The organism is Ruegeria sp. AF3 (genome assembly GCF_056536285.1).
Genome location: NZ_JBQFJM010000002.1, coordinates 1 through 21,103 on the forward strand (window position 1 = coordinate 1; position 21,103 = coordinate 21,103).

General features: G+C 57.1%; 15 protein-coding genes and 6 pseudogenes. 17 read left to right on the top strand and 4 right to left on the bottom strand.

The genetic code is table 11. The features are described 5' to 3' along the window. Both ACR3FC_RS16705 and ACR3FC_RS16710 read left to right on the top strand, forming a co-directional pair. A pseudogene (locus ACR3FC_RS16705) lies at positions 1–194 on the top strand (hypothetical protein); the annotation flags it as partial. Between the two features lie 115 nt (positions 195–309). After that, positions 310–1,095, top strand: coding sequence for a hypothetical protein (locus ACR3FC_RS16710; protein WP_480476969.1), 786 nt, complete (start codon positions 310–312; stop codon positions 1,093–1,095). Positions 1,096–1,226: 131 nt separating this feature from the next. Here ACR3FC_RS16710 and ACR3FC_RS16715 read toward each other — a convergent pair. The 4 genes and pseudogenes from ACR3FC_RS16715 to paaG form a co-directional block, all read right to left on the bottom strand. Then, positions 1,227–1,818: pseudogene (locus tag ACR3FC_RS16715) on the bottom strand (TetR/AcrR family transcriptional regulator). A 3-nt stretch (positions 1,819–1,821) separates the two neighbouring features. Beyond that, positions 1,822–3,130 (bottom strand): annotated as a pseudogene (paaK, locus tag ACR3FC_RS16720) (phenylacetate--CoA ligase PaaK). A 24-nt stretch (positions 3,131–3,154) separates the two neighbouring features. Then, positions 3,155–3,580: a hydroxyphenylacetyl-CoA thioesterase PaaI gene (gene paaI / locus ACR3FC_RS16725; protein ID WP_480476971.1), complete on the bottom strand. Its 426-nt coding sequence runs from the start codon at positions 3,578–3,580 to the stop codon at positions 3,155–3,157. Positions 3,581–3,582: 2 nt separating this feature from the next. Continuing rightward, positions 3,583–4,366 (bottom strand): annotated as a pseudogene (gene paaG / locus ACR3FC_RS16730) (2-(1,2-epoxy-1,2-dihydrophenyl)acetyl-CoA isomerase PaaG). A gap of 103 nt (positions 4,367–4,469) precedes the next feature. Here paaG and ACR3FC_RS16735 point away from each other — a divergent pair. The 15 genes and pseudogenes from ACR3FC_RS16735 to ACR3FC_RS16805 all read left to right on the top strand — a co-directional run bounded on the left by ACR3FC_RS16735 (position 4,470) and on the right by ACR3FC_RS16805 (position 21,058). Further along, a complete protein-coding gene (locus tag ACR3FC_RS16735; protein ID WP_480476973.1) occupies positions 4,470–6,509 on the top strand; it encodes an FAD-dependent oxidoreductase in 2,040 nt (679 codons plus the stop codon). 62 nt (positions 6,510–6,571) lie between these two features. Next, positions 6,572–7,591, top strand: coding sequence for a TRAP transporter substrate-binding protein (locus ACR3FC_RS16740; protein ID WP_480476975.1), 1,020 nt, complete (start codon positions 6,572–6,574; stop codon positions 7,589–7,591). Between the two features lie 57 nt (positions 7,592–7,648). Beyond that, entirely contained in the window at positions 7,649–8,155 is a 507-nt protein-coding gene (locus ACR3FC_RS16745) for a TRAP transporter small permease (RefSeq protein WP_480476977.1), read from the top strand. A 68-nt stretch (positions 8,156–8,223) separates the two neighbouring features. Further along, positions 8,224–9,503 (top strand): annotated as a pseudogene (locus tag ACR3FC_RS16750) (TRAP transporter large permease). Next, a complete protein-coding gene (locus tag ACR3FC_RS16755) occupies positions 9,503–10,690 on the top strand; it encodes a cytochrome P450 (protein ID WP_480476979.1) in 1,188 nt (395 codons plus the stop codon). Before ACR3FC_RS16750 ends, ACR3FC_RS16755 begins: the two are co-directional and overlap by 1 nt. A 119-nt stretch (positions 10,691–10,809) precedes the next feature. Then, a pseudogene (gene paaZ, locus ACR3FC_RS16760) lies at positions 10,810–12,839 on the top strand (phenylacetic acid degradation bifunctional protein PaaZ). Between the two features lie 62 nt (positions 12,840–12,901). Beyond that, on the top strand, positions 12,902–13,714 hold the full coding sequence (locus ACR3FC_RS16765; RefSeq protein WP_480476981.1) for a PaaX family transcriptional regulator C-terminal domain-containing protein: 813 nt from the start codon (positions 12,902–12,904) through the stop codon (positions 13,712–13,714). 189 nt (positions 13,715–13,903) lie between these two features. Further along, positions 13,904–15,106 carry a 3-oxoadipyl-CoA thiolase gene (gene pcaF, locus ACR3FC_RS16770; RefSeq protein WP_480476983.1) on the top strand — a complete coding sequence of 401 codons (1,203 nt, stop codon included), beginning with the start codon at positions 13,904–13,906 and terminating at the stop codon, positions 15,104–15,106. Positions 15,107–15,121: 15 nt separating this feature from the next. Beyond that, positions 15,122–16,099, top strand: a complete 978-nt coding sequence (gene paaA / locus ACR3FC_RS16775; RefSeq protein ID WP_480476985.1) for a 1,2-phenylacetyl-CoA epoxidase subunit PaaA — start codon at positions 15,122–15,124, stop codon at positions 16,097–16,099. 23 nt (positions 16,100–16,122) lie between these two features. Beyond that, positions 16,123–16,407, top strand: coding sequence for a 1,2-phenylacetyl-CoA epoxidase subunit PaaB (gene paaB / locus ACR3FC_RS16780; RefSeq protein ID WP_209507558.1), 285 nt, complete (start codon positions 16,123–16,125; stop codon positions 16,405–16,407). Further along, positions 16,407–17,165 carry a 1,2-phenylacetyl-CoA epoxidase subunit PaaC gene (paaC, locus tag ACR3FC_RS16785; RefSeq protein WP_480476987.1) on the top strand — a complete coding sequence of 253 codons (759 nt, stop codon included), beginning with the start codon at positions 16,407–16,409 and terminating at the stop codon, positions 17,163–17,165. Before paaB ends, paaC begins: the two co-directional genes overlap by 1 nt. A 6-nt stretch (positions 17,166–17,171) precedes the next feature. Beyond that, positions 17,172–17,630: a 1,2-phenylacetyl-CoA epoxidase subunit PaaD gene (gene paaD, locus ACR3FC_RS16790; protein WP_480476989.1), complete on the top strand. Its 459-nt coding sequence runs from the start codon at positions 17,172–17,174 to the stop codon at positions 17,628–17,630. 13 nt (positions 17,631–17,643) lie between these two features. Continuing rightward, positions 17,644–18,717, top strand: a complete 1,074-nt coding sequence (locus ACR3FC_RS16795; protein WP_480476991.1) for a 2Fe-2S iron-sulfur cluster-binding protein — start codon at positions 17,644–17,646, stop codon at positions 18,715–18,717. Between the two features lie 13 nt (positions 18,718–18,730). After that, on the top strand, positions 18,731–19,492 hold the full coding sequence (locus ACR3FC_RS16800; protein WP_480476993.1) for a Phenylacetic acid catabolic protein: 762 nt from the start codon (positions 18,731–18,733) through the stop codon (positions 19,490–19,492). 324 nt (positions 19,493–19,816) lie between these two features. Next, positions 19,817–21,058, top strand: coding sequence for an acyl-CoA dehydrogenase family protein (locus ACR3FC_RS16805; protein WP_480476995.1), 1,242 nt, complete (start codon positions 19,817–19,819; stop codon positions 21,056–21,058). Positions 21,059–21,103 lie beyond the last annotated feature (45 nt).

Here is a 21,103-nt window from a genome sequence, read left to right on the forward strand (position 1 = left end):
AGCCTGTTATGAAATTCGCAACGTTCAGTGCTGCAGGGGATACCTTCTTTTGGGTGATTACCGATGATGGTGCGATCGCCCTGAACGGTGATTTTCCTGAGTTTTCCAGCCTGTATGAAGTCATTGCCGCAGGTGAGTTTGCCCAAGCCGAAACCGAAGACTATGAATATCTAACACGCTCACTCTCGTTATGAGTGAGGGACCATCGGTGGGTAGGTCAAAGGTCACTTGTAGGTCTTTGAAGGATGAAAGGATATTGAGGAAAGCGCTTTTCCGGCAACTTCGACGAGTTTAGCGAGAGATAAGAAAATGTTGAAAGTCGTTATACATCAGGGGTTTCATAAAACAGGCACTCGAACACTGCAAACAATGTTGCTCAGAAATCGTTCCCGATTAAAGGGCAGAGTGAATATTCTGGTTCCGAGTGATCTGCAAGAGGCGGGCTTCTCAGCACGGCGCTTTTCTGTAGTGCAAGAAGAACGAGTGCTAAATAAGTTTCGTAAACAATTAAGACAAGCTCTGGCGCGCTTTGAAAACGAAACAGACAAACCGCTTTTGATTAGTAACGAGGAGTTTGCGGGCCTGATTCCAGGGCGTAAAAATGTGTATTCTTATTCCATGGTAACGGTTTTGTCTGAAGTGCTATTGGATGAGATCGAGAAGTTCGCTGATGGTAACGCGCGTGCAACCTTCTTTTTTACCACCAGGAACGCCTCTGATTGGATTAAGAGTGTTTATTGGCAAAACATACGTTCGAACCGAATTCAGGAAGGCCTTTCGGAATACGCGGACCTACTTCAGCAAGGCGCAGATCTTGCTGGTGTGGTTGCCCGAGTTAAGGATGCCGTATCCTCCCGAGCCGACGTTGTTTCCCTAGACACCTCAAACATGAGTGACCGTCTATTTCCCGCCACAAAGGTGCTATCGATGCTGAACGTAAGGTCCGATGATCTTACGCCTGTCAGTAACTTGAATGTCCAACCGGTTGGAGCCGCAGAGTATTTTCTGGAATTGAACAGATCAAACATGACGGACGAAGAGGTCATGGAAGCGAAACGGCTCTTTTTGGACAATCTGAAGGTGCGCAAGAAGTAAAAAGGTGGCCGCGCGCTCGCCGCTGTCGCGGTCTTTACTGGCGCGCCTCAGGATAGCCGACCAGTCTGACCTGAGATTTCAGAATAACACACGTGACCAGCCCCAAGCGTGTTTTCCCCAAGCGGGCACGCCTATAGCTTTTGCACACCATGCATGGTCAGGGTGCTCACCAGATCGGCATAATCCTCGCGGGCTTTGGGGCCTGCGCCGGTGTTCCACATGTAATACCAGTTTAACATGCCAAAGACTGACATCGTCGCTCCCGAAGCTTGTCCTTGGCTCCGTCAAAAGAACCGGGGACAACTCCAGAAGTATGTCGCGTACAAAGTTCACCAGATCAAGCTGATAGCCCCGTAGCCTTTTTGCTGTTCCTCGGTCAGTGCGCTCATGCCACTGATCTGAACCCGGTGCTCGTCATCTGCACCCTGATAGGCAAAAGGATCTCGCGCACTGCTTTGCGCAGTTTCTGTTCGGGGCTAAGGCCGTCCAGATCAACATTGCAAATCCGGTCTCGCAACTCACGCAAGTACGTTTCAAGGATGTCATACAGGATGGCATCCTTGCTGTCATAGTAGTGGTATATGTTTGCTTTCGAGATCCCACATTCTTTGGCCAAAAGGTCATCGAAGCACGGTCAAACCCCTGGTCGGCAAACACTTTTGCCGCCATCTTCAGGATCTGCTCTCGCTTTTGGTCGTGGTCTTTAGCAATTGTCCGGGCCACGGCTCAGTCCTTATCGCGATTGTCTACAACGCGCTTCGCCTTGCCCTGAGAGCGTTCGACGTCGCCGGGGTCCCCTACTACAATTTCGGTTGAAACGCCAACGACGTCCTTGATCCGCTTGGTCAGCATCCGAGCAGCGGCCGTTTTTGACAGCTCGTCGGTGGAATCGGGGGAGGATTCAACAAAGACCCGCATGGCGTCCATGCGACCGGATTTATAGAGCTCGATCTGGTAATAGGGGGCAAGACCGCCCGTTGCCATGACCTGTTCCTCGATCTGGCTGGGGAAGACGTTGACGCCGCGCAGGATCATCATGTCGTCGCTGCGACCGGTGATCTTTGCCATCCGGCGCATTGACCTTGCTGTCCCCGGCAGCAGGCACGTCAGATCGCGTGTGCGGTAGCGGATCATCGGCAGCCCTTCTTTGGTCAGAGTCGTGAACACCAATTCTCCGGTTTCGCCATCGGGCAGGACTTCTCCGGTCGCCGGGTCGATGATTTCCGGCAGGAAATGATCCTCCCAGATTACAGGTCCGTCTTTTGTTTCAACGCATTCATTGGCGACTCGGGGCCCATGATCTCGGACAGGCCATAGATATCGACGGCGTGCATGTCGAAGGCTGCCTCGACCTCGGCCCGCATCGCGTCAGTCCAGGGTTCGGCGCCAAAAACGCCAACCTTCAGCGAGCTCTCACGTGGGTCGAGACCCGCCTTGTGGAACTGTTCTAGGATATTGAGCATGTAGGAGGGTGTAACCATGATACCGTCAGGACGGAAATCGTTGATCAGATTGACCTGCTTTTCGGTTTGCCCGCCCGACATCGGGACGACAGTCGCGCCAAGGCGTTCGATCCCGTAATGGGCACCTAGCCCACCGGTGAACAGCCCATAGCCGTAGGCATTGTGCACCATGTCGCCCTTGCGCAGCCCAGACGCCCGAAGAGACCGCGCGCCAAGGTCAGCCCAATTGTCGATGTCATTCTTTGTGTAGCCGACCACTGTCGGTTTGCCTGTCGTGCCGGAGGAAGCGTGCAGGCGAATTATCTCGCTGCGCGGGACTGCAAACAAGCCAAACGGATAGTTATCGCGCAGGTCGTTTTTATATGTGAACGGAAACTTTGACAGATCCGAAAGCTGCTGAAGATCGTCGGGATGCACGCCAGCCTCGTCAAAGCGCTGCTTGTACATCGGAACGTTTTCATAGGCGTGACGCACGGACCATTTCAGGCGCTCAAGCTGCGTGGCGCGAATTTCGTCGATCGAGGCGATTTCGATCGGGTCCAGGTCCGCTTTGTTGGGGTAAGGTCTTCCATAGCGTAACTCCTCCAGTCACGAAACTATTCTTGAAAATTCTGGCCGCCAACGGCGCGGGACATGCCGCGAAATTCAGCGATCAGAGTATTGTCTTGATTGATGACGCGGACGTCGTAGATACCGCTGCGGCCGGACAGGTTGACTTCTGTCGCGGTAGCCGTCAGGCGGTCACCTTTCCGTCCCGGTGCAAGATAGCTGACCATTGTATGTTGCCCTACAGTTGCAACATTCCGGCTGTTGCAGGCAAAGGCAAAAGCGCTGTCGGCAAGAGCGTGCGTGACGCCGCCATGGCAAATACCGTGTCCGTTACAGTGATGCGGTGCAACAGTCAGTGACAGGACAGCGCGCCCTTCTTCGACCTCCACAAGCTCCATCCCGAACCATTTACTGGCTTCGTCATTGGCCCACATCGCTGCCGCGGATTTTTGGGCGCGTTCTTTTGGGGTCATCATCATCTTCCCTGAAAATGCGGTGCGCGTTTTTCGAGGAAACTGGACACGCCTTCTGCGTAATCGGCACTTTCCCCGCAGGTTTTCATTGCGTCCGCTTCAATTTCAAGCTGATCGGACAAGGATGTGGTGGCTGCTGTTTGAATGCACTGCTTGGTCAGACCCAAGCCAAGGGTGGGGCCGTTGGCGAGTCGCGTGGCAAGAGCGCGTGCTTCGGTCATCAGCTGATCATCGGGCAACGCCTTCCAGATCAGCCCCCAGTCTTCGGCCTGTTTGGCGGTTAGGGGCATTGCTGTCAGGGCCAGCCCCTTAGCGCGCGCTCGCCCAACAATCGGGGCAGGTGCCAGCTGCCGCCTGTGTCCGGAATCAACCCGACCTTGGAAAAGCTTTGAATGAACTTTGCGCTTTCCCCGGCCAGAACCATGTCGCAGGCCAGTGCAAGGTTCGCGCCTGCACCCGCGGCCACGCCGTTTACGGCACAAATTACCGGGAAATCCAAAGACCGGATCAGTCGAACCAAGGGGCATAGAAAGTGCGTACAGTTTTGCCCAGATCAGGCGGGCCATCCATTTTCGAGGGATCGCGGTCTCCAAGGTCCTGACCCGCACAAAAACCGCGCCCTGCGCCGGTCAGCAAAATCGCGCGGGAACCATTTTCGCGCGCGCTTTTCAGCGCGTCCTGAAGGGCAAGATGCATCTCCTCATTGAACGAGTTCAGCTTGTCGGGGCGGTTCAGGGCTATTTCAACCCAGTTTCCGTGATCATGTACAAGGATCGTATCGCTCATGGCAGTCTCATCTGTTCCCGTGACAACTTAATCATTGCATTAACCGAACGGTTGGTCAATATATAAACCCGAACCGAATCTGGACTGATCAAAGGGATTGCCAATGTCGCAGCCGTCGCTGGTGAGTGTTGACTTTAAGGGCGACGTGGCCTGGGTCACGGTCGACAACCCGCCGGTGAACGCAACCTCGACGGGCGTTCGGCAGGGTCTGGCCGCCGCGGTCGATGCAGTTCAGAAAGCTCGGGTTGCCGTCCTGTGCTGCGCCGGTCGGACATTTATCGCGGGCGGTGACATGTCCGAGTTTGATGCGGCTCCGGTTGAGCCGCATTTGCCTGATGTTGTTCAGAAAATCGAAGACAGTAATGTGCCGTTTATCGCCTGTATGCACGGCAACGTGTTAGGTGGCGGGTTTGAAATTGCCATGGCCTGCGCGTGGCGGATCGCAGCGCCGGGCACCAGCTTTGGGTTGCCGGAAGTCAATGTGGGCCTCATCCCGGGGGCAGGGGGCACGCAGCGATTGCCGCGCCTTGTTGGAATGGAAGCAGCGATCGACATCGCCTGTTCGGGAAAAACCCTGAAAGCCGAGGAAATGGCCAATCTCGGCGGAATTGACCTGATTGCCGATAACCCAACGGTGGCTGTTCTGGACTTTGTCGCCAACCTGCCAAAGCGCCCGGCACCTGTCAGTCAAAGGCCCGTCGGCGAATTCGCGTCTGACCTTCTGGAGACGACCCGTCAGGCTTTGATAAAACGCGCCAGGGGTCAGCAATCACCGCTGGAAAACCTGACCGCGCTCAGCTGGTCGTCCGAACCCTTTGCTGCCGCACAGCCGAAAGAGCGTGCGCGCCATCTGGCTCTGCGTCAAAACTCTGAAAGCCGCGCCTTGCGGTACGCCTTTTTTGCCGAGCGCAAGGTGGCCAGACCTTCGATGATCGCTGGTATTACCCCGCGCGATATCAGCCGGATCGCAGTTGTCGGTGGCGGGTTGATGGGCGCAGGGATCGCCACCGCTGCCCTGAGTGGCGGGCTGTCTGTTACTTTGATTGAAAGAGATTTGGATGCAGCTGCCGCCGCCCGTAGCCGGGTTGAGGGGCTGCTACAGAGGGCGGTCAAGCGGGGTAAGATGTCCGAAGCACAGCTGCGGGAACGCCTTGCTGCGTTTCGAGCTGTGGACAGCTACTCCGAAGCTGCGAACGCTCAGCTGGCGATCGAGGCTGTGTTTGAAGACTTGTCAGTCAAGCAACAGGTTTTTGCAGAATTGGCCCGCCATATGCAGCGTGACGCGATTCTGGCCACGAACACGTCTTACCTGAGCCCAGTCGATATCCTCGCGGGTATCGAAAATCAATCGCGGTGTATTGGCCTGCATTTCTTCAGCCCTGCCCATGTTATGAAGCTGTTGGAAGTCGTGCATACGCCGCAAACTTCGCCCGAAGTTGTCGCCACCGGGTTTGCACTTGGAAAAAGGCTTCGCAAGGTTTCTGTGCTGTCGGGCATCTGCGATGGTTTTATTGGCAACCGGATGTTGGCTGCGTATCGGCGCGAGGCCGATTATTTGCTGGCGGATGGGGCGTTGCCTTATCAGGTGGACCAGGCAATGCGAGCTTTCGGGATGCCCATGGGGCCTTACGAGTTGCAAGATCTGACCGGCCTCCAAATCGCCTGGGCCAACCGAAAACGTAATGCAGCAACCCGCGACCCGAACGAACGTTATGTGACGATTGCTGACCAGCTTTGCGAGATGGGTCGTCTTGGCCAACGCACGGGCAAAGGATGGTATCGCTATGAAGACGGTACTCGCGAACCGATCCGTGATCCCGAAGTGGACGCGTTGATCGAGTCCTACTCGGCTGATCAGGGCATAACGCGGCGGGCATACGCACAGGACGAAATCGTGTCGCGTATTTTGGCGGTGCTGGACAACGAGGGCGCGTTGATCATTCAGCAGGGGATCGCCGAGTCCGCGGAAGCCGTCGATATGGTTCAAATTCACGGCTACGGCTTTCCGCTGGCGCGGCGGGCCGATGAACTACTGCAAGGAAATCGGAGCCAGCGCGACGCAGGCAATGATGGAAACCGTAGCCAAGGAAAGCCCCGGTTCATGGCACGTCGCGGGCTGTCTTGGAGACAATTAACAAGTTGATGGTTACAAAAGTGACCATTAACGCATTCTTGACTCATGTTTCACAGGGAGGAGACAGAACTATGAAATTCACCAGGTTGAGCACACTTCTTGCCTCAGCTGCACTGGCCGTTTCAGGTACAGTGGCGCTTGCGGCAGACTATACGCTGACCATCTCCAGCTGGGCCCCACCGACCCATGGCATCAATGCCAAGATGTGGCCGAAATTCGTCGAGATGATCGAAGAGGCCACCGATGGTCAGGTCACCGCCGAGCTGAAGCTGGGCCTTGCCCCGCCCCCCGCGCAGATGGACTTGATCATGGATGGCGCTGCCGATGCCTCGATCATATTCCACGGCTATCAGCCGGGTCGGTTTGTCACCACCAAGATGATCGAACTTCCCGGATACGAAGGCTCGGCCGAGGCTGCGTCGGTTGCGTATTGGCGGGCATATGACGCGCATTTGAAGGCAGCGGATGAACACCGTGGTGTGAAAGTGATCGCTTTGCACACGCATGGTCCAGCTCAGCTGCATTCCAGCAACCCGGTAACAACACTGGACGAAGTCTCGGGCCTCAAAGTTCGCATCCCCGGCGGTGTTGGTGGTGACGTGGGCACGGCGCTGGGTGCAACCGGTATCCAGGTTCCTGCACCGAAAGTGTATGAAACCCTGGCTTCCAAAGCCGCAGATGGCGTCGTCATGCCCTTTGAATCCCGCAAAGGTTTCAAGCTGACGGAAGTGGCCCAGAACGTCTATGAGGTCCCTGGCGGCCTGTATCGCGGTTCGTTTGCCTTTATCATGAACGAAGACACCTTTGCTGATCTGCCCGCCGATCTGCAGGCAGCGCTGGAAGAAAACGTTTTCGGGGAACCGCTGAGCCGCGAAATTGGCAAGATCTGGGATGAGATCGATGCGATCGGCCGGGAAGAGACCGAAGGCACCGAAGGTAACGCAATCCATGCCGCATCCGCTGAAGATCTGGAAAAGTTCAATGCGATTGCCGCGGATGTACGCGCCAAGGTTATCGACGAAGTCAGTGGCACAGGCATCGACGCCCAGGCAGCCTACGACATGATCGTAAATGAAATGGCTGCGCAATAACGCAGTCGGGCTGGCGGACGCGATCCGCCAGCCGATTTCACCCGCTGGGGACCCGTTATGCAATCTCTCGTGACCTTTGCGCGTCGCGTCAGTATCGTGCCAACGCTGCTGGCCTGTGCCGCGCTATTCATCCTGATGGTGATGACATTCTTTGATGTCATCCTGCGCTCTGTCTTCAACGCCCCGATCGAGGCGGCGACAGAGCTGACCCGGATCCTGATGGCCATCCTCGTGTTCTCGGTCTTGCCGATGATCTCAGCAGGGAAGGGCCAAATCGCTGTGGACTTGACGGATGGGCTGTTTTCTCGCCTGCGGTTAAGCCGGGTGCGCGATGGGATCGTGTATCTGGTGTCCGGCGTCATGTTGATCTGGCCGATCCAACGTGTCTGGCTACTTGCCGAGCGCGCGCGGGATTACGGGGACGTCACGGAATACCTTTCGATCCCTGTCTTCTATGTAGGCTGGTTCATCTCTGGGTTCATAGCGATCACCGCTGTTGCAATGGTCATCACCGGCTTTTTGCACTTTCTTGCCCCCCATACCTTGTCGGAGCACCCCCAATGACCGCTGCCCTGATCGGTTTTGTTCTTGTTCTTGTTCTTGTGCTGGTGCGCTTACCTATCGTGTTTGCAATGGGATTGGTCGGAACGCTTGGGTTTGCCTATGAACGCGGTGGCAGCATCCTGTCCGAGCGTGGGCTGAAAGCCGCGATGTCGATGGTGGGTCGTCAGATCACCGACACGGCGCAGGATTACGGCCTGTCGGTCGTCCCGCTGTTTATCCTTATGGGCTTGTTCGTGAATAAAGGTGGTCTTGCGCGCGAGCTTTACGCAGTTTCAAATGCTTTTCTGGGTCATTTCAGGGGCGGTATCGCCATGGCGACGGTTGCGGCATGCGGAGGTTTTCGGCCATTTGCGGCTCGTCTCTGGCAACGGCGGCCACCATGTCCAAGGTCGCAATGCCGGAAATGCGCCGCTATGGCTATTCCGACGAGCTGTCGACGGCATCGATTGCAGCGGGCGGTACGCTTGGTATCCTTATTCCGCCTTCGGTGATCCTGGTCATCTACGGGCTGCTGACCGAAACCTCGATTGGAAAACTTTTCGTTGCGGGTATCATTCCCGGTCTACTTGGCATCCTGTTCTACCTGCTTGCCGTCCGCTGGACCGTCGCGCGCAAGCCCGAGTCGGGACCGGCGGGTGAACGTCACGGCTGGGCCGAGCGTCTGTCGGCGGTGCGCTCAGTCTGGGCCGTATTGCTGCTGTTCTTTCTGGTGATTGGCGGATTGTACGGTGCATTCGATTTTCATCCACTGAACCTGACCTTCAGCCCGACCGAGGCGGCAGGCATGGGCGCAATGGGCGCTTTCCTGATCGCGCTGTCACGAGGCGGGCTTACTTTGGGGTCGACTTTTGAGGTGCTGAAGGAAACCACCTATACCGCCGCGGCATTGTTTTCCGTTCTGATCGGGGCACAGATCTTTTCGAATTTCATCAACCTTGCCGGTCTGCCTGAAGCGCTCATCGCGTTGGTTACGGCCTATGACGTTGAACCTTTTGTGGTGATCCTGATGATCCTTGGAATCTACATCATTTTGGGTTGCGTCTTTGAATCCCTGTCGATGCTGCTGCTGACGGTGCCGATCTTTTTCCCGCTGGTCACATCGTTGGGGTATGACCCGATCTGGTTTGGTATTGTTGTGGTTGTGGTGACTGAAATCAGCCTGATCACTCCTCCCGTCGGCTTGAATGTCTTTATTCTGAAAGGTGTGGTCGGGGATGTATCAACCGGAACAATCTTCAAGGGTGTCACTCCGTTCTGGGTGGCGGATATCTTCCGGCTGGCCCTGATCGTTCTGGTGCCGTGGTTGGTGTTGGTTCTGCCTGAACAAATGGGGGCGATGGGGCACTGATGTTCTCTCTGACCGCGCTTCCTGACGGGTATCACACAGATCCCTATCCTGCCTACGCCGCGCTGCGCGAGGATACGCCCGTCTGCTGGCAGCCTGACGGATCGGTTATCCTGTCTCGGTACGAGGATCTGGACCTTACTTACCGGGACATCACGCGGTTCATATCGGACAAGAAAGCGGTATTTGGTCCAAAATACGGAGTCGACAGCCCTTTGTATGAACACCACACCACCAGTTTGGTGTTTAATGACCCGCCGCTGCACACCCGTGTTCGCAAGGTGATGGTCGGGGCGATGAACCCGCGCGCGTTGGCGCAAATGGAACCGGGTCTGATCCAGCTTGTCGATGGGCTGCTGGACGAGATGCAGGTCAAAGGCAATGTCGAACTGATCGAGGATTTTGCCGGAGCAATCCCGATTGAGATCATCGGCAATCTGCTGGGTATACCACGATCCGAACGCGGGCCATTGCGCGATTGGTCTCTGGCCATTCTTGGTGCTTTGGAGCCGCAATTGACGCCAGAGCAGGAAGAGTGGGGTAACCGCTCGGTCTCGGACTTCAAGGACTTCCTGAGGAATATCATTGAGGATCGCCGCGCCAACCCCGGAGATCCGGCAACGGATGTCCTGACCCGGCTGATCCAGGACGATACGGATGGTGGCCTGACCGAGGTAGAGCTGTATCAAAACTGCATATTCATCCTGAATGCGGGGCATGAGACGACAACGAACCTGATCGGCAACGCATTGGAGCTGTTGGACCGGCACCGCGACAAGCGGGCGGAGTTTCTGGCTGACCCGAACCTGATCGTTCCGGCTGTGGACGAGTTTCTGCGGCTGGAAAGCCCGAACCAGTTCGGCAATCGCCTGACCACTGTTGATGTAACGTTCCACGGTCAAACCATTCCGGCTGGTACCGATGTTCATCTGTGTATCGGTGCGGCCAACCGCGATCCACGGCAGTTTGACCGGCCCGACGAGATGATCTTGGACAGACGCCCCAACAAGCATCACGCCTTTGCCGGAGGGCCCCATACCTGCGTCGGCCTGACCCTCGCGCGTCTGGAGGGCCGGGTGGCCGTCGGCCGGTTTCTGACCCGTTTTCCAGACTATCGCATCACCGACGGCGCCGAGCGGGGCGGGCGTATCCGGTTTCGGGGATTTGCACGATTACCCGCGCGGGTCTGAGAAACCCGGCTTGGGAAAATTGCTTGGTAAATTATTGACCGACCGTACGGTTTAAAATATGATTTCGCGAGACCGGCCTATGGCAGCGCGGGGATCGCGACTAAGACGAGGAGACGCTCATGACTATCCAACAGATTTCCAGCTTTGCAGCCGGTGAGTGGGTTTCGCCCGGCGAGGGTGCCCGCGCAATAACAAGCGCTGTGACCGGCGAGGTTATCGCCACAGCGGGTAACAGCGCGTTGGATGTCCAGGGGATGTTGGACTATGCGCGCAATGTCGGAGGGCCGGCACTGCGCAAAATGACGTTCCATGAACGCGCCAAAATGCTCAAGGCGCTGTCCGTCCATTTGGGCCGACACAAGCAGGTCATGTATGATTTGTCTTTCAACACCGGTGCGACGCAATCGGATCATATGATTGATATCGACGGCGGCATCGGAACGATGTTTGTCTTTGCCGCAAAAGGCCGTCGTGAAATGCCGGACGGTCATGTCTATCTGGATGGCGATGTCGAGCAGCTTTCGCGCAACGGTACTTTCCTGGGGCAGCACATTTGCACCCCGCTGCAAGGGGTGGCAATTCACATCAACGCGTTCAATTTTCCGGTTTGGGGGATGCTGGAAAAGTTTGCCCCAACCCTTCTGGCGGGCGTTCCGGCGATTGTAAAACCAGCCACGAGCTCGTGTTATGTGACCGAGCTGTGTGTTCGGTTGATGCTTGAGTCCGGGATCTTGCCAGCGGGTGCATTGCAGTTGGTCTCGGGTGGTTTGGGTGACATGCTGGACCGTCTGACCATGCAGGACGTGGTCAGCTTTACCGGATCCGCCGATACGGCCCTGAAACTGCGCTCCAACCCGGTGATCCTTGAGAACTCGGTACGGTTTGTTGCGGAACAGGACAGCCTGAACTGTTCGATCCTTGGCCCCGATGCCGCGCCGGGCACGCCGGAATTTGACCTCTTCGTGAAGGAAGTCCAACGCGAGATGACCACGAAGGCAGGGCAGAAATGCACCGCAATCCGTCGGATCATCGCGCCCGAACCGCAGGTACAGGCGGTAATTGACGCGTTGTCGGCGCGACTGGCGAAAACGACCATTGGCGACCCAAAGCTGGAAGCCACCCGTATGGGTGCGTTGGTTTCGAACGGTCAGAAGCGTGATGTTCTGGAAAAGGCAGCTATCCTTGGGCAAGAGGCCGAGCGTGTCTTCGGCAACCCCGATGATTTTGTGGTTGAGGGCGCTGATGCCGAAAAGGGTGCGTTCCTACCGCCCATGCTCTTCCATTGCGCCAATCCTGACGCGGCGCAACGTGTGCACGATACCGAAGCCTTTGGTCCGGTCAGCACTGTGATGGGGTATCGCGATCTTGACCATGCCATTGAGCTGGCGAACCGGGGCAGGGCTCTCTTGTGGCGTCAGTAATCACCCATGATCCAGAAGTGGCGCGACAGGTTGCCATGGGATCAGGGGCTTATCACGGGCGTCTGTATTTCAACAGCCGTGACTCGATGAAGGAATCCACCGGTCATGGTTCCCCTCTGCCGCACATGGTTCATGGCGGTCCGGGACGCGCCGGTGGCGGCGAAGAAATGGGCGGGGTACGGGGTGTGAAACACTATATGCAGCGCACCGCTATTCAGGGATCGCCCGATCTGCTGACAGCGATTGGACGGAAATGGGTGCCTGGCGCGACCGAAGTCAAAGGCCCTGCTCATCCCTTTACCCGCCGGTTTCACGATTTGTCGATTGGCGAGACCCTTCACACTGCGACAAGAACTATCACCATGGAAGATATTGAACACTTCGCCAACTTCACCGGTGATACCTTCTATGCGCATATGGATCAGGCGGCAGCGGAACGTAACCCGTTCTTCCCGGGCAGGGTTGCACATGGGTACTTGCTGTTGTCTTTCGCAGCCGGATTGTTCGTCGAACCGAACGAGGGGCCGGTTTTGGCAAATACCGGTCTTGACGGGCTGCGTTTCATGAAACCGGTCGAGGCTGGTGACACCATCAAGGTTCGTTTGACGGTCAAGCGCAAGACCAAGCGCAATGACGACTACGGCGAGGTTCGCTGGCACGTTACCCTGACGCAGCAAGACGATGAGCTGGTCGCAGAATACGAGTTACTGACCATGGTTGCCTACTAGGCACAAGTGCAGGTGCGCAGGGGCTGGATGGCAATTCCCTCCGGCCCGATTATACTGTGCTTATGAAAGATACGGCCCCAGAATGGTTCGAAACCTGCGTCAGCCAGTTGACCACAACTGGCACGCAACGTGTGTGGTCTGTTTTGGTCACGATTTTCGGTGATCTGGCCCAGAGCGGGTCTGACCAGGTTAGTGGCGCGCTGATCACAGCGCTGACCAACCTTGCAGGGATCAAGGCCGAAGCCACGCGTGTTGCGCTGCACAGGCTGCGCAAGGAAGGCTGGATCGAAAGTACGCGGGTCGGGCGAAACAGCGTTCACAGATTGACCGAATTTGGCCGTAGTCAAAGCGCCGCCGCCCCGCGCATCTATTCCCGCGAGACGAATACACCAGAAACTTGGCATGTGCTTATCGCCAACAGTTCAGACAGTTCGCGAAAAGAGTTAGCGGATCTGATGCTGACCGGAGATTATATTTCGGTTAACCCCACAACAGCCATGTCGGCAGGACCCGTCCCGGAGAACCTTGAAGAACTGCTGGGTGTTGAAAGCAGCGCTATTTCGATCCCCGGCTGGCTGCGCGACCTTTGTGGCCCTGAAGTGCTGAAGTCTGCCTATGATCAGTTCTTGCACTCCATTCAGATCACCGAGCAAATGCTGCCTGTCGATGGCGTCGGCGATCCGCTTAAAATAGCGGTGCTGCGCGTATTGATTGTGCATGGGTGGCGTCGTTTGGTCCTGCGCCATCCGTCCCTGCCTCCGGCCTTTTTGCCCGCCGATTGGAAAGGCGCGGAGTGTCGCGCGGCGGTGTCCCGATTGCTGGGACAATTGTCCAAACCGGATCTTGCAACGCTGGAATCTGCGGTGGGTGGTTGACTCGTTTTTTGCCGAGCTCGGGATGGCGCTCTTTGGGGTTGGAAGACGATGTGAAAGAAGTGCCATTTAATGTTACAGAAAGCTGACATAAGCGATTACATGGTAACATAATGCTTGCGCCGAATCGATTGAGCATTTATTAACCGACCAGACGGTTAATGACTTGTGTTCCAACGGGAGACCCAATTGATGGACGCCTTCATCTGCGACGCAACCCGCACCCCGATTGGGCGGTATGGTGGTGCGCTTTCATCGGTTCGCACGGATGATCTGGCGGCTATCCCGCTGGCGGCCCTGATGGCGCGCAACCCGCAAGTCGACTGGACCAGTGTGGATGACGTCATTTATGGCGATGCCAATCAGGCAGGAGAGAGCAATCGCAACGTTGCCCGGATGGCGTCCCTGCTGGCCGGATTGCCGACGGACGTACCTGGAACAACGATAAACCGCTTGTGTGCCAGTGGCATGGATGCCGTCGGAATGGCGGCGCGTGGCATCAAGGCAGGCGATTATGATCTTTCAGTTGCGGGTGGCGTGGAAAGCATGTCGCGCGCACCGTTTGTAATGCCCAAAGCGACGTCGGCGTTTACGCGCAGCAATGCGGTTTACGACACGACGATTGGCTGGCGCTTTGTGAACCCAAGGCTACAGCAGCAGTATGGTGTCGATTCCATGCCGCAAACGGCTGACAATGTGGCCGAAGATTATGGGATCAGCCGTGAAGACCAGGACGCCTTTGCCGAGCGCAGCCAGGCACGATGGGCTGCGGCGCACGCGGCAGGCGTGTTCCAAGAAGAAATCACGCCGGTTTCAATTCCACAGCGCAAGGGCGATCCGATTGTTGTCGATACGGATGAACATCCGCGCCCGGGAACCACAGCGGAAAAACTCTCGGGCCTCAAGGGTGTGAACGGGCCGGACAAAACTGTGACTGCAGGGAATGCCTCGGGCGTGAATGATGGTGCAGCCGCGATCCTGATGGCGAATGAAGCGACAGCGACAAAGAACGGCCTGACCCCGATTGCCCGTGTGGTTGGCATGTCCGTCGCGGGTGTCGAGCCTCGGGTCATGGGTATTGGTCCGGTTCCTGCCAGCCGAAAGGTTTTGGCGCGCGCCGGGCTGAGCATCGACCAGATGGATGTGATCGAGTTGAACGAAGCTTTCGCGTCGCAAGGTTTGGCAACGCTGCGAGAGTTGGGCCTGCCCGATGACGCCGCCCATGTGAACCCGAATGGCGGCGCAATCGCCCTTGGCCATCCATTGGGGATGAGCGGCGCCCGACTTGTGTTGACCGCAGCGTACCAACTGAAACGCACCAAAGGGCGCTATGCGCTTTGCACAATGTGCGTCGGTGTCGGGCAAGGCGCTGCACTTATTCTTGAACGCGTGTAACGGAGGAGACGGGACATGTATGCCCAGATGGTAGAATCCGAGGCGTCTAACGATGATCCTGAAAAGCTTGCTGAATTTCAGGCGCGGATCGACGCGGATATCAAGATCGAACCCAAGGACTGGATGCCTCAGGGGTATCGCAAAACGCTGATCCGCCAGATCGGACAGCACGCGCATTCCGAGATCGTCGGACAATTGCCCGAAGGGAACTGGATCACGCGTGCACCGACGCTGCAACGCAAGGCAATCCTTCTAGCCAAGGTGCAGGATGAAGCCGGCCATGGGCTCTACCTGTATTGTGCGGCCGAAACACTGGGTGTCAGCCGTGATGAGATCACCGAGATGCTGCTGGACGGTCGCATGAAATACTCGTCGATCTTCAATTACCCGACGCTGAACTGGGCGGATATCGGCGCCGTCGGATGGCTGGTCGATGGGGCTGCCATCATGAATCAGGTGCCGCTGCAAAGAACGTCTTACGGGCCGTACTCACGCGCCATGATCCGCATCTGCAAGGAAGAAAGCTTCCATCAGCGCCAAGGCTATGACGCGATCCGCAAGATGGCCGAAGGCACGCCCGAGCAGCGCAAGATGGCGCAGGACGCGATGAACCGCTTCTGGTACCCGTCGCTGATGATGTTTGGGCCGTCCGACAAGGATTCCGTCCACTCCGCGCAGTCGATGGCTTGGAAGATCAAGATCAACACCAATGATGAGCTGCGCCAGAAATTCGTCGACCAGACCGTCCCACAGGCCGAATATCTGGGTCTGACAATCCCCGACCCGAACCTGAAGTGGAACGAGGAGCGCGGGCATTACGATTTCTCAGAGCCGGATTGGTCGGAATTCTTCGATGTGATCAAGGGTAACGGTCCCTGCAACGTCGACCGTCTGGCAGCGCGCAACAAGGCCTGGGATGACGGCAAATGGGTGCGTGACGGGCTGTTGGCCCACGCGCGCAAGAAACAGGCCGGCAATCTGGCCGCCGAATAAGCTTACCCTGAGGAGGAAACCCGATGAATACCGAATGGCCCCTGTGGGAAATCTTCATCCGCGGTCAACATGGGATGAGCCACCGACATGTCGGCTCGCTGCATGCCCCGGACGCGGAAATGGCGATCAAGAACGCACGCGACGTCTATACCCGCCGCAACGAAGGCGTGTCGATTTGGGTGGTAGAAGCCAACAACATCTCGGCCTCGTCGCCCAGTGACAAAGGTCCGTTGTATGAGCCCAGCGAAAGCAAAGTGTACCGACACCCGACCTTTTTCGACATCCCCGAAGAAGTGGGGGCGATGTGATGACCCGCGACGAAGCGTTTCAGCAGTTCCTGCTGCGGATGGGGGACAATACCCTGATCCTGGGCCATCGCGTCAGCGAATGGTGCGGCCACGCGCCAGTGTTGGAGGAGGATATTGCACTGGCCAACACGGCGCTGGACCTGATTGGGCAGACCCAGATGTGGCTTGGCCTTGCCGGAGAGATAGGCGGCGGCAAAACCGCCGATGATTTGGCATTTCTGCGCGACGCGTGGGATTTCCGCAATGTGTTGTTGGTCGAGGTTCCGAACGGTGATTTCGGCCGCACCCTGATGCGCCAGTTCCTGTTCGATGCCTGGCATTCGATCATGCTCGGCCGTCTTCTGACATCTTCTGATGATCGTGTCGCCGCGATTGCTGCCAAAGCCAGCAAGGAAGTCGCCTATCATCTGGAGCGTTCGGCAGAAACGGTCGTAGGTCTGGGTGATGGAACCGAAGAAAGTCACACCCGGATGCAGGCGGCGCTGGATTACCTCTGGCCATATGTAGGCGAGATGTTCGTCAGCGACGACATCGACGCTCAGATCGCTGCGGCCGGGATCGCGCCGAACCCGGCCGATCTGCGCGAAGAATATGATGCGCTGGTCAAACGGGTTCTGGCCAAGGCGACATTGACCCTTCCGGAAAGCCGATTTGCCCATAAAGGCGGGCGGGACGGGCGCATGCATACCGAACATCTGGGCCATCTGCTGACGCAGATGCAGTGGCTGCAGCGCGCCTATCCCGGTGCAAGCTGGTAAAAGCGGATGCGGGTGTCGACTGACCAGATATGGAGCTGGCTGGATGCCGTGCCCGATCCCGAAATCCCGGTTATTTCCGTCGTGGATTTGGGCATTGTGCGCGATGTGCACTGGGACGCTGACACTCTGGTCGTAACCGTCACGCCAACCTATTCCGGTTGCCCGGCGACATCCATCATCAGTATGGATATCGAAACCGCCCTGCGCGATCACGGCATCGGAGATCTGCGCATAGAAACCTGCATCTCACCAGCCTGGACAACCGATTGGCTGAGCGAAAAAGGTCGCGCCAAGCTGGAAGAGTTTGGCATCGCCCCGCCACAACCGGCGGGCGGGCCAGAGCGCTGCCCGCATTGCGGCAGTAAAGCAGTTGAAAAGGTCAGCCAGTTCGGTTCGACCCCGTGCAAGGCCCATTGGCGCTGCACCGACTGCCTGGAACCCTTTGACTATTTCAAGTGCATCTGAGGAGGAGCACCGGATGGCACGTTTTCATGACCTGAAAGTCACCGACATCCACAAAACCATCCGCGATGCGGTTGTCGTGACGCTTGAGCCTGTCAACGGCGCGGCGGATCAGTTCGATTTCACCGCAGGCCAATACCTGACGTTTCGCCGCGACTTTGACGGAGAAGAACTGCGCCGGTCCTACTCCATTTGTGCAGGCAAGGATGACGGGGTACTGCAAGTCGGGATCAAACGTGTCGACGGCGGCGCGTTCTCCAGTTGGGCCAATTCCGAGCTTAACGTCGGGGACGTTGTGCAGGCGATGCCACCGATGGGCAGCTTTCACACTCCGATCGATGCGAATGCAGAAAAACAATACCTTGGCTTCGCTGGCGGCTCTGGCATCACGCCGGTTCTGTCGATCCTGAAGACGACACTGACCCGCGAACCCAAATCCCGCTTTACGCTGATCTACGCCAACAAGGGCATCAACACGATCATGTTCCGCGAGGAGCTGGAAGATCTGAAAAACCTCTTTATGGGCCGCCTGAACGTAATCCACATTCTTGAGGCGGATGCACAGGAGATCGACCTGTTCACCGGTCTGGTAACGCAGGAAAAATGCGCTGACCTGTTCGAACATTGGGTCGATACTCAGAACGTGGACACAGCCTTTATCTGCGGTCCCGAGCCGATGATGCTGGGGATTGCTGCCGCGCTGCGCGCGCATGGGCTTGACGACAGGCAGATCAAGTTTGAACTCTTTGCCAGCGCTCAGCCGGGTCGGGCTAAACGCAAGGAAGGTGCGGCAGATGCGGGCACGCAGGCTAACCAAACCAGCGCATCAATCACTCTTGATGGGTCCACTCAGACGATAACTCTGCCCAAGGACCAATCCATTCTGGACGCTGCCTTGGAAAACGCCATGGACGCCCCTTACGCCTGCAAGGCTGGTGTCTGTTCAACCTGCCGCTGCCGCGTTCTGGAAGGCGAAGTTGAGATGCTCGCCAATCACGCGCTTGAGGATTACGAGGTTGAAAAAGGCTATGTACTGAGCTGTCAGGCCTATCCGGTCACCGACCGCGTGGTCGTGGACTACGACCAGTAAATGGAGAAGACCGATGACTGACACCATGACACTCGACAGCTATCTGGCCGCCGGCGGTGTGCTGACCAACCCGACCAATGTTCCGCCGCGCTACCGCGCCGAACTCATGAAGCTGATGGCCACGTTCGTGGACAGCGAACTTGCCGGTGCCGCCGGATTCGCAGACATCATCAATCAGGGTCCGGGAATCAAGGAACGTATCGCAGCCGCGAGGATTGTTCTTGAGAAAACGGATCACGCCGATCAGGTTCTCAGGATAATGGGTGAGTTTGGGGCCGATACCGAGAGATATGCCACACATCATCCGTGGACGGCGCGCCTGGATCGTGACGCAGATATCGGTGCGACCCGCAGCGCGCATGACATGCGCCTTGCGGTATTCAATTATCCGATCTCGGGCTGGACTGACGCCGTCATCATGAACCTGCTGATGAGCCGTGCGGTCATGGAACAACTGGCCGAGTTTTCAATGGTATCCTATCAACCGCTGGCCGAAGCGTTCCGCAGCATCGCCCCCGTCGAAGCCCATCATGGCGCGTTGGCGCTGGAAGGTGCTGTGAAGCTTGCCGGGAACGGAGAGACAGAGCAGATGCAGGATGCGGTTAACTATTGGTGGCCCCGTGTTGCTGTGTCCTTTGGTGGCGATGATCTGAAACGGTTTGAGCTTCTGAAATCGCTGGGCTTGCGCCACAATGGCAACAACGCCCTAAAAGAGCGATGGGTTCAGGCAGCAGGCGCCGCCGTGAAACAGCTGGGCCTGAAACCACCGGCCTAGTTCTGTGTAAACGCCAAAGGCGCGTTGAGAGGCACTTCCGGGCGCGGGCGATGTGAAACTCGCCCGGCGGTGCAAATCTCCGAGTGGGATCTGGTCATCGCCTTAGGTATTGTTGGTCCACCAGATTCTGAGAGCAATGACCTGACGTTTCACGCCGGCAGATTGCGGTATTGGTATTTTCCTCTTTTCATATCTGAGTGATTGCGCAAACTGAGCGTAATCAAGCGCCAGTTAAAACTCAGCAGAAGACAGTGCCTTGGCGGCCGTGCTGGCGCGAACAGGGTTTGAGGATATCACCGCCACAACGCACCGGAAGGAACCGCCATGGATTTTGCCCCATCGCCGCGCGCCAAGGAAATGTATGACCACCTGAAAGCGTTTATGGAGGCGCATATCTATCCGCGCATACGCGATCACAAAGAAGAAATGGCGGCAGGCAGTTTCCCGGTTTCGTTTTTGGAAGATCTCAAGGCGTTGGCTCGGGCCGAAGGGTTGTGGAACTTGTTCCTGCCCAGCCTGCGCGACGATGAACCCGGCACCCGACTGAGCAATCTGGAATACGCGCCGCTGGCCGAACTTATGGGGCAGGTGGCCTGGTCTTCGGAAGTGTTCAATTGCAGCGCGCCCGATACCGGCAACATGGAACTGTTGCACATGTTCGCCACTCCGGAACAGCGCGAGACGTGGCTGGTGCCGCTGTTGAACGGTGAAATCCGATCCTCTTTTGCGATGACTGAACCGGATGTGGCCAGTTCGGACGCGACCAATATTACCACTTCGATACGGCGTGAGGGGGATGAATACGTCATCAATGGCCGCAAGTGGTTCATCACAAACGCCTGCCACCCGAACACCAGATTGTTTATCGTCATGGGTAAAACGGATCCCAATGCGGATCGGCACAAGCAGCAGAGCATGGTCATTGTCCCAAGGGACACGCCCGGTTTTGAGATTGTTCGCAACCCCACCATTCTGAACATGCACGACCCCGAGGGTCATGCCGAGCTGGTCTTTAAGGATGTGCGCGTCCCGGTCAGCAATCTTTTAGGAGAGGAAGGCAGCGGGTTCGCTCTGGCGCAGGCCCGGCTTGGTCCCGGTCGCATCCACCATTGCATGCGATCGATCGGTGCGGCGGAAATGGCACTTAACCTGATGGTCGAACGCGCGCAGGAACGGAAGGCGTTTGGCAAGCAGCTTGCAGAACAGGGCGTGATCCGCGAATGGATCGCCAAGTCCCGGTTAGAGATCGAACAGGCGCGATTGTTGACCCTGAAAGCGGCCTGGAAGATTGATCAGGTGGGCGCAAAAGAAGCATTCCGAGAGATTTCATTGATCAAAGTCGTGGCGCCCAATGTGCATGCTGCTGTCACGGATCGCGCGATGCAGGTCTTTGGCGCGATGGGCATGACCCCGGATACTCCGCTGGCCGACAGCTATACCTGGGCGCGCGCGCTGCGTTACGCGGATGGGCCGGATGAGGTGCATTTGCAGGCCATTGCCAAGCAAGAGTTGACGAACTCGAACTTTGGCATGTCGGCCCAATGGCTGACCCCTCCATCGCGCTAGGCCGGGGGCGGCATCAGGTCTTGCGCGCCCTGCTTTGTTTGAGCG

Excerpts from the sequence above, each read along its gene's own strand:
- ACR3FC_RS16710 (WP_480476969.1), top strand. The coding sequence starts at position 310 with ATGTTGAAAGTCGTTATACATCAGGGGTTTCATAAAACAGGCACTCGA.
- paaI (WP_480476971.1), bottom strand. The coding sequence starts at position 3,580 with ATGACCCCAAAAGAACGCGCCCAAAAATCCGCGGCAGCGATGTGGGCC.
- ACR3FC_RS16735 (WP_480476973.1), top strand. The coding sequence starts at position 4,470 with ATGTCGCAGCCGTCGCTGGTGAGTGTTGACTTTAAGGGCGACGTGGCC.
- ACR3FC_RS16740 (WP_480476975.1), top strand. The coding sequence starts at position 6,572 with ATGAAATTCACCAGGTTGAGCACACTTCTTGCCTCAGCTGCACTGGCC.
- ACR3FC_RS16745 (WP_480476977.1), top strand. The coding sequence starts at position 7,649 with ATGCAATCTCTCGTGACCTTTGCGCGTCGCGTCAGTATCGTGCCAACG.
- ACR3FC_RS16755 (WP_480476979.1), top strand. The coding sequence starts at position 9,503 with ATGTTCTCTCTGACCGCGCTTCCTGACGGGTATCACACAGATCCCTAT.
- ACR3FC_RS16765 (WP_480476981.1), top strand. The coding sequence starts at position 12,902 with ATGAAAGATACGGCCCCAGAATGGTTCGAAACCTGCGTCAGCCAGTTG.
- pcaF (WP_480476983.1), top strand. The coding sequence starts at position 13,904 with ATGGACGCCTTCATCTGCGACGCAACCCGCACCCCGATTGGGCGGTAT.
- paaA (WP_480476985.1), top strand. The coding sequence starts at position 15,122 with ATGTATGCCCAGATGGTAGAATCCGAGGCGTCTAACGATGATCCTGAA.
- paaB (WP_209507558.1), top strand. The coding sequence starts at position 16,123 with ATGAATACCGAATGGCCCCTGTGGGAAATCTTCATCCGCGGTCAACAT.
- paaC (WP_480476987.1), top strand. The coding sequence starts at position 16,407 with ATGACCCGCGACGAAGCGTTTCAGCAGTTCCTGCTGCGGATGGGGGAC.
- paaD (WP_480476989.1), top strand. The coding sequence starts at position 17,172 with ATGCGGGTGTCGACTGACCAGATATGGAGCTGGCTGGATGCCGTGCCC.
- ACR3FC_RS16795 (WP_480476991.1), top strand. The coding sequence starts at position 17,644 with ATGGCACGTTTTCATGACCTGAAAGTCACCGACATCCACAAAACCATC.
- ACR3FC_RS16800 (WP_480476993.1), top strand. The coding sequence starts at position 18,731 with ATGACTGACACCATGACACTCGACAGCTATCTGGCCGCCGGCGGTGTG.
- ACR3FC_RS16805 (WP_480476995.1), top strand. The coding sequence starts at position 19,817 with ATGGATTTTGCCCCATCGCCGCGCGCCAAGGAAATGTATGACCACCTG.